Below are 3,917 nucleotides of genomic sequence, written 5' to 3' on the forward strand. Positions count from 1 at the left end.
CTGGCCAGGTTTTATCATCAAAGGTTCCAGAAGCTCAGCATCCAACTGCTGCATGGTCTTTAGTTCTTCATTGAGAAAATCCATGTACTCAAGCTTCAAACTTTCTTCACGAATAAAGGTTATGATAAGTGAGTATGCTACTTGTCCTGCATATGAAATTCTGTTCTGAAGTTGCGAATTAAGCTTCCCTACATCTTGTTGACGTGCATAGAAGTAGAACTTCAGTGCTTTTTCGAACAAAATTTTGTCTCGATCATTCAATATCTTTGTAATGGTATCCATAGACTGAAGTTAAAGCCATTAATCATTAAAAGTCAGGAGCATTATGTCTGCTATATCATCAACCATGCTGGAAATAGGAACTAAAGCCCCGGATTTCACTTTGCCGAGTGTGAGCGGTGGAAATCTCTCACTCAGCTATGCTGATCAAAGCAAAGGATTTGTAGTGATGTTTATTTGCAATCATTGTCCCTATGTACTGCATATCGAAGATGAGCTTGTAAAAGTGGCCAATGAATATATTGCAAAAGGCATCGGGTTCATTGCTATAAGCTCGAACGATATAAAAAAATATCCACAAGACAGTCCTGAGAAAATGGCTCAAAAAGGTTATCCTTTTCCATATTTATATGATGAGGATCAGGAAGTTGCGAAAGCATATAAAGCAGCCTGCACCCCGGATCTGTTTGTGTTTGATGAGAATAGAAAGTTGATTTACAGAGGGCAGTTCGATGATAGCCGTCCAAAGAATGATGAACCGGTAACAGGACGTGATCTGAGGAAGGCATTAGATGCTGTATTAGCAGGAAAAACGATCCCTGAAGATGAACAAACCCCAAGTATTGGCTGTAACATTAAATGGAAACCCGGCAACGAACCGGATTATTTTGGATGAATAAATGAAAACAGAAAAATTGCAAAAACTCAGAGAAGATTATTCCAAAAACTCTTTGGATGAAGCTGATGTAGAGAAAGATCCCATCAAACAATTTGAACAATGGATGGAAGAAGCTTTAAAATCCGAAATTCCTGAACCCAATGCGATGACGTTGGCTACGGTAGATCACAAACAAAAGCCTCACGCAAGAGTAGTGTTGTTAAAAGGAATTGAGGATGGGAGTTTTATTTTTTATACGAACTTTGGCAGCGATAAAGGGGCAGAACTTCAGCAAAACCCAAATGCTGCCTTGTGTTTTCTGTGGCAGGAACTGGAGCGACAGGTGAGGATAGAAGGTGAAGCCGAAAAATTACCGGAAGAAGAAAGTGAGGCTTATTTTAAATTGCGACCATATAAGAGTCAGTTGGGTGCATTAGCATCAAACCAAAGTATGGAGGTGCCAAGCCGGGAATTTCTTGAGGAACGCTTTGCAGACCTGGAGAAAAAGTATAAAGAAGGTGAAGTGCCAAAACCTGAAAAATGGGGCGGGTATAAAGTGATTCCCGAAGCCATTGAGTTTTGGCAGGGGCGACGAAGCCGTCTGCATGACCGAATCAAATATGTGTTCGAAAATGGAAACTGGATCATAAAAAGACTTTCGCCTTAAGTAATGCCTAAGATCAAAGAAAAGCGGATGGAAGAGCTGCCAAAGCTCGATAATACGCTGGTGTATACTGATTTTGACGATGATAATCCGCCGCCAAAAGGAAAGTGGAATTCCAAAGTTTTTGAGAAAGATCAGCCCATAGTTTTAGAATTAGCATGTGGAAAGGGAGAGTATTCTGTTGGACTTGCAAAGCTTGAACCGAAAAAGAATTATGTGGGAATTGATATCAAGGGAAACCGGATATGGGTTGGTGCCACAGAAGCTTTGGAGAAAGGATTCGATAATGTCCGCTATTTGAGATGTTTTATTGATCACCTGGATCAATTCTTTGGAAAAGATGAGATTGATGAAGCCTGGATCGTTTTTTCAGATCCTTATCTTAAAAAAGAGAGAAAGCGGCTAACGGCCCCAAAATTTTTAAAGACCTACCGAAAGGTGATGAAGCCGGAGGCGATCATTCACGTGAAAACAGACAGTGATGTGCTCTACGAATACACTAAAGAGATCATTGAACAAGAGGGACTGGAACTGCTGGATGATGAACCCGATGTGCACAAAAATCGCCCGGATGATCCTAAACTTTCCATCATAACCTATTACGAAGAGATGCATCTGGAGAAAGGCAAGGCGATCAAATCTTTATCTTTCCGGTTGGGTACATAACTCCGATCCTATCTAAAAATACGTTGCTTGATTTTCATTGTGGAATGGTTAAATTGAAGTAGTTAACACCGTTAACCAAAAGTAGTAATGAACCAAGAAAACCCACTAAGAGACCAAATTCTGGATATTAGCCGTCACATGTTGTTTGAGGATGGATATACATCTTTATCCATGCGAAAGATCGCAAAACAGGCCAATGTTTCAGCAACGAGTATTTATTTGTATTTCGAGAACAAAGATCATCTTTTGCACACATTGATCGAAGAATCGGTGGAGGATCTGAGTCGATTTATTGAATCAAAGGCCCTCCCGGTCACAGACAATATCGAACGGTTCAAGAAGATCATTGAAAGCTATGTTGATTTTGGACTTCAGTATCCGGAGAAATACGAGATCATTTATAAAGTTCGGCCGGAAGCAATGGCTCGGTATCCAAAAGAAAAATTCAGAAAAGCTCGCCGGGCCTATGAGTTATTGGTCAAAACAATTGAAGAAAGTGTTTCAAATGGAGTAATGGAAGTGGAAAAACCGCTGGTTGCAGCCTATTCAATTTGGGCACAACTGCACGGTGTGGTTACGGTTGTTCTTAATAAAAGGCTGGATAGCCGGATCGATCAAAAACAATTTATTGAGGATTCGATTGACCTTGTGGTTCAGGGATTCTTGGTTCGTACAACAGTATCATAAAGAGGAGACATCATGGAAGCAATTATGGAATTATTAGGATTTTTCAGTGAAGTGCCGCTTTGGGCCTCGATAGGTTCAGCGGTGTTATTAATGTTAATTTTAGGATATACCGGTGCCCCGCTTTGGCTTTGGGCCATTGCCGGATATGCAGGGTTGGTGGGATTAAACGCTCCCGCCTGGCTGTTTATCACCTATACCGTTTTGGTAGTGATCTTTAATATCAAGCCGGTTAGGAGAGTGGTGTTGAGCGGACCGATCATGAAGATGCTGGATGCCATGAATTTCCTTCCCAAGATCTCAGAAACTGAGCAAACGGCAATTGAAGCCGGGAATGTGTGGGTTGAAGGTGAACTGTTTTCAGGAAAGCCAAACATGAAGCGTATTCTGGAGGAACCCTATCCTGAACTTACCGATGAAGAACAGGCTTATCTGGATGGACCGGTTGAGAAACTGTGTGAAATGGTTACCGATTGGGATGTAATGGTTCGCAAAGGATTCACAGATGAAGTTTGGGAATTCATGCGTAAAGAAAAATTCTTTGGGTTGATCGTACCAAAGAAATTTGGTGGACTTGAATTCTCAGCTACAGCCCATAGTGCCATTGTTGCCAAACTGGCTTCAAGATGCGGGCCTTTAGCTACCACGGTTATGGTGCCAAATTCATTAGGCCCTGCCGAGTTGTTGCTTCATTACGGAACAGATGAGCAGAAAGATCATTATTTGCCTCGTCTGGCCTCCGGAAAAGAAATGCCGTGCTTTGGGTTGACTGAAGCCAATGCAGGTTCTGATGCGGGAAGTATGCGTTCTGAGGGCGTGGTATTCAAAGGAGATGATGGCAAGTTGTATCTCCGAATGAATTTTGAGAAGAGATACATCACTTTAGCAGCCATTTCAACAGTGATCGGTTTAGCGTTTAACCTCAAAGATCCGGATCATTTGATCGGAGAGGATGAAAATCGTGGAATTACTTGTGCGCTTATTCCATCTGATACTGAAGGTGTTGTGCTTGGTCGTCGCCATGAT

Annotated in this window: 6 protein-coding genes; 5 read left to right on the forward strand and 1 reads right to left on the reverse strand. The window is 41.7% G+C overall.

The annotated features are described in order from the left end of the window. Positions 1 to 282 (reverse strand): hypothetical protein (locus VFM80_RS02305; RefSeq protein ID WP_395069144.1); only part of this gene is annotated, 282 nt, incomplete at its 3' end. A gap of 43 nt (positions 283 to 325) precedes the next feature. Here VFM80_RS02305 and VFM80_RS02310 point away from each other — a divergent pair. The 5 genes from VFM80_RS02310 to VFM80_RS02330 form a co-directional block, all read left to right on the forward strand. Next, positions 326 to 895 carry a thioredoxin family protein gene (locus VFM80_RS02310; protein WP_395069146.1) on the forward strand — a complete coding sequence of 190 codons (570 nt, stop codon included), beginning with the start codon at positions 326 to 328 and terminating at the stop codon, positions 893 to 895. A gap of 4 nt (positions 896 to 899) precedes the next feature. Then, positions 900 to 1,544: a pyridoxamine 5'-phosphate oxidase gene (gene pdxH / locus VFM80_RS02315; protein WP_395069148.1), complete on the forward strand. Its 645-nt coding sequence runs from the start codon at positions 900 to 902 to the stop codon at positions 1,542 to 1,544. A 3-nt stretch (positions 1,545 to 1,547) separates the two neighbouring features. Beyond that, a complete protein-coding gene (gene trmB, locus VFM80_RS02320; RefSeq protein ID WP_395069150.1) occupies positions 1,548 to 2,207 on the forward strand; it encodes a tRNA (guanosine(46)-N7)-methyltransferase TrmB in 660 nt (219 codons plus the stop codon). An 87-nt stretch (positions 2,208 to 2,294) separates the two neighbouring features. After that, entirely contained in the window at positions 2,295 to 2,894 is a 600-nt protein-coding gene (locus VFM80_RS02325; RefSeq protein ID WP_395069152.1) for a TetR/AcrR family transcriptional regulator, read from the forward strand. Between the two features lie 12 nt (positions 2,895 to 2,906). Continuing rightward, the coding region (locus VFM80_RS02330) for an acyl-CoA dehydrogenase family protein (RefSeq protein ID WP_395069154.1) at positions 2,907 to 3,917 on the forward strand (1,011 nt) is incomplete at its 3' end.

Source organism: Gracilimonas sp. (assembly GCF_035704785.1).
GTDB lineage: Bacteria > Bacteroidota > Rhodothermia > Balneolales > Balneolaceae > Gracilimonas.